Genomic DNA, 3,788 nt, shown 5'->3' with positions numbered 1-3,788 from the left:
CATTGAGGATGAGGACGATGCCGAAATGAATCGGGTCGATCCCGAATGCCTTGACCACCGGAAGGAAGATCGGTGTGCAGATGATGATCATCGGCGCCATGTCCATGAAGGTGCCGAGAACAAGAAGGACGATATTGATCAGAAGCAAGATGGCGATCGGGTTGTCCGAAATCGAGCGCAACGCCTCAATCGTCGTCTGTGGCACCTGCAAGAATGCCATCAGCCAGCCGAATGCACTAGCGCACCCGATGACCAGGAGCACCATCGCTGTCGTGCGGACGGCTCCCAAAGTTGCCTCGATGAAGCCGGACCATGTCATCTCACGATACACGAACACGGTGATCAGCAGGGCATAGACGACGGCGATGCACGAGCTCTCGGCTGCGGTGAACACACCGGACCGCACGCCACCGAAAATGATGAAGATCAAGAGGATTCCGGGGAATGCCGCAATCATCCAGCGGAAGACGGTGGCGAATCCGGGAAACGTCTCGGCCGGATATCCGCGCCGCACCGCGACCACATAAGCCGTGATCATCARGGCGCCTGCCAGAAGCAGTCCCGGAATGATGCCCGCCGTGAACAGATCGGCGACCGACACCGTTCCGCCAGCGGCGATCGAATAGATGATCATGTTGTGTGAGGGAGGAACGAGCAGCGCGATGATGGCGGCGTTGACGGTGACGTTGACCGCGTAATCCTTCGCGTAGCCGCGCTTCTCCATCTGCGGAATCATGATCCCGCCGACGGCGGACGCGTCAGCGATGGCGGAACCGGAAACACCTCCGAAAAAGGTCGAGGCGAGAATGTTGACCTGTCCCAGCCCACCGCGCAGGTGCCCGACGAGGCCGGCGGCAAAGCGGATCAGACGATCGGCAATACCGCCCCTGACCATCATGTCGCCGGCATAGATGAAGAACGGGATCGCAATCATGGCGAACGCGTTCATGCCCGAATTGATCTGTTGGAAAACGACGATGGCGGGCAGCCCCATGGCGAGCACGGTCGCGAGAGAGGCAATACCCAAGCAGAAGGCGACCGGCGTGCCGATGCACAGCAAAACCGTGAAGACGCCGAAGAGAATCCAGAGTTCCATGGCGGTCAATCCTCGATGACGGCGAGATGGGGCGTATCGGGGCGAACGAGCGGCACTTCCTCGTTTCGGATGAGGAGCAGAACCAGCTTTTCGAGGGAGAAAATCGCGATCAAGGCGCCGCCACCCGAAAGCGGCAGATAATCCATTCCCTGAGGGATCGGCAGCCCAGCCATGTTGGCGGACCACGTCTCTATGGCGAGGAGCGTCCCGTACCAGCTCATGGCGATGCCGAAGCCGATCACGAGAATTTCCGTCACCGCGAGCATGATGCGGCGTAGCCAATGAGGCGCATAGTGCAGTCCCGTCTCAAAACCGAGATGCACGCCCTCCCTCACGCCGACTGCGGAGCCGAGAAGGATGAACCAACTCATGAGCAGGAGAGCCGCCGGCTCCGTCCAACTCGGCGAACCATTGAGCACGTAGCGGCCAAAGACCTGCCACGTCACGAAAGCGGTCATGAGGACGAGACCGAGCCCTGAGATCCACAGCGCCGCCTGACTGACGCGCGCAAGAATCCGGGGTAGCGCGGAGGCGCTGATGGACATGCGATCCACTCCGATAAAGGAGCGGGCCCGCGACGGGGCCCGCCGTCGTGTCAGTTGATGGCTTGAATGCGAGCGACGAGCTCTTTCAGCTTCGCGTCCTTGACGTACTTGTCGTAGACGGGCTTCATCGCATCGATGAAGGGTTGCTTGTCGACCGCGTTCACCTGCGTCCCGCTGGCACGCACCTTCTCCTCGGCGACCTTCTCGCGCGCTTCCCAGAGTTCGCGCATTTTGAGGACCGATTCCTTCGCTGCCGCGCGCAAAGCTTTCTGATCGTCGGGCGACAGCTTGTCGAAGCTCTTCTTCGACATCACCAGCACTTCCGGCGACATCGAATGCTCGGTCTGCGAGTAGAACTTCGCCACCTCCGCATGGCGGAAGGATTCATAGCTCGGCCAGTTGTTCTCCGCACCGTCGACCACGCCCGTCTGCAGCGCGGAATAGACTTCGCCGGCCGGCATCGGCGTGGCGTTCGCGCCGAGCGCGTTGACGAGATCGATGAAGAGATCGGATTGCTGCACGCGTACTTTCATACCCTTCATATCCGCGGGCGTCTTGATGGCGCGCTTGGAATCGTAGAACGAGCGCGCGCCGGAATCATAGAACGCCAAAGCGACGAGGCCGTGGGGCTCGAAGGCCGCCAGGATCTGGTCGCCGATCGGACCATCCATGGTCTTGCGCATGTGATCGACCGACTTGAAAATGAAGGGCAGCGCCGGCACGAACGTCTCGGGGATCAAGTTGTTGAACGGCCCCATGTTGATGCGGTTCAAATCGATCACGCCGAAACGCGTCTGCTCGATCGTATCTTTCTCCTGGCCGAGTTGCGCCGAATGAAAGACCTGAACCTTGAGTCGACCATTGGTCTTTTTCTCGAGCGACGAGCCGAGAAATTTCACCGCTTCGACGGTCGGATATCCGTCCGGGTGAATGTCGGCGGACCGCAGCGTCACGGTCTGGGCACCAGCGGCGCCGATGGTGAGAGCCCAAAAACCTATCGTCGCGGCATAGAAGCTTCTTCTTGTGAACATCACATCTTCTCCCTAAGCGTTTTCCCGTCGTCTGGTGTCGAGTCAGCTTTGAGMTGATCGTCTTGGGCGCGAGGACCTCGAGGTCTTCCCGCCGAATTGTTACCGGCGATAATGCACTGGTAGGCACTAGTATGGTAGTGTAGAGTTGATTGAGGCACAATCCTCCAAAGGTTGGATAGCGACGTGAACAAGCCATTCGTGACGAGCCAGGGCTCCGCGGCCCAGCGCATCGAGGCGGAGCTTCGCCGGGCCATCGTGGCCTTGGAACTGCCCCCTGGCGCCCGCCTCTCGGAGCAGGACATCGCGGGGCGTCATGGCATGTCGCGTCAGCCTGTGCGCGAGGCCATGATCGCTTTGGCCAAGGCGCGCTTGATCGAGATCCTGCCGCAGCGAGGCACCGTCGTCGTGAAGATCTCCGTCCGCAAGATGATGGAGTCACGCTTCGTGCGTGAGGCAATCGAAACCGCTGTCGTCGCTCGCGCGTGCTCGTCCTTCGATCGTCAGAGCCGCGCCCGGATCGACGACCTCCTCGACATGCAGATGGAAGCCGCGGATCGCGGGGACCACGCAGCCTTTCAGCGCTACGACGAGCTTTTCCACATCGCCCTCGCCGAGGGCGCTGGCTGTCCTCTCGCGTGGGAGGCGGTGCAGGACATCAAGGCCCACATGGACCGAGTCTGCCAGCTCAGCCTCCCCGGCACGGATTCCATGCTCCCGCTCATCGAGCAGCATAAGGCCATCATCGCGGCGATCGATGCTCAAGACGCCGGCCAAGCCGAGGCCGCCATGCGCCTCCATCTGACGGAAATTCTGCGCGCCTTACCGCGCATCGAAGCCGAACATCCGGAATTGTTCGAATAACCCCTCCGCTCGATCGTCGAGTCGCAAACAGGCGAATCGAGCAGGACTCAGACGGTTCGGACGGACCAGGTGGGACGGCATCGCCGTCGGCATCCGGCCATGCATGCACGAGCCGGCTTGACGCGGACTTTGGGTCCGCATTCCCAACCCCTTCGATTTCTTAAAAAATTATCCTGCATCCGCGTTTGCATTAACGCTCGATTAACCATACTCGGACGAAATCAGACTATCGAAGGATTCTCGCAGCCCGTGACC

Annotated in this window: 4 protein-coding genes; 1 reads left to right on the top strand and 3 read right to left on the bottom strand. The window is 60.4% G+C overall.

The features are described from left to right. The 3 genes from AC1DT3_RS14405 to AC1DT3_RS14395 all read right to left on the bottom strand — a co-directional run. Positions 1-1,096: TRAP transporter large permease (locus AC1DT3_RS14405; protein ID WP_477465934.1), on the bottom strand; the 1,096-nt coding region annotated here is incomplete at its 3' end. 5 nt (positions 1,097-1,101) lie between these two features. Continuing rightward, a complete protein-coding gene (locus tag AC1DT3_RS14400) occupies positions 1,102-1,641 on the bottom strand; it encodes a TRAP transporter small permease (protein ID WP_477465933.1) in 540 nt (179 codons plus the stop codon). 50 nt (positions 1,642-1,691) lie between these two features. Next, positions 1,692-2,672: a TRAP transporter substrate-binding protein gene (locus AC1DT3_RS14395; RefSeq protein WP_477465932.1), complete on the bottom strand. Its 981-nt coding sequence runs from the start codon at positions 2,670-2,672 to the stop codon at positions 1,692-1,694. Between the two features lie 183 nt (positions 2,673-2,855). Between AC1DT3_RS14395 and AC1DT3_RS14390 the strand changes: the two genes are divergently transcribed. Then, positions 2,856-3,533: a GntR family transcriptional regulator gene (locus AC1DT3_RS14390; protein ID WP_477465931.1), complete on the top strand. Its 678-nt coding sequence runs from the start codon at positions 2,856-2,858 to the stop codon at positions 3,531-3,533. The last annotated feature ends 255 nt before the right edge of the window (positions 3,534-3,788 follow it).

Source organism: Microvirga sp. P4_G7, from assembly GCF_056401005.1.
The sequence above is the reverse complement of the archived record's forward strand: the minus strand, read 5'-3'. Positions and strand labels throughout refer to the sequence as shown.

Bases quoted from the DNA above. Each gene is read 5' to 3' on its own strand.
- AC1DT3_RS14400 (WP_477465933.1), bottom strand. From the start codon at position 1,641: ATGTCCATCAGCGCCTCCGCGCTACCCCGGATTCTTGCGCGCGTCAGT.
- AC1DT3_RS14395 (WP_477465932.1), bottom strand. From the start codon at position 2,672: ATGTTCACAAGAAGAAGCTTCTATGCCGCGACGATAGGTTTTTGGGCT.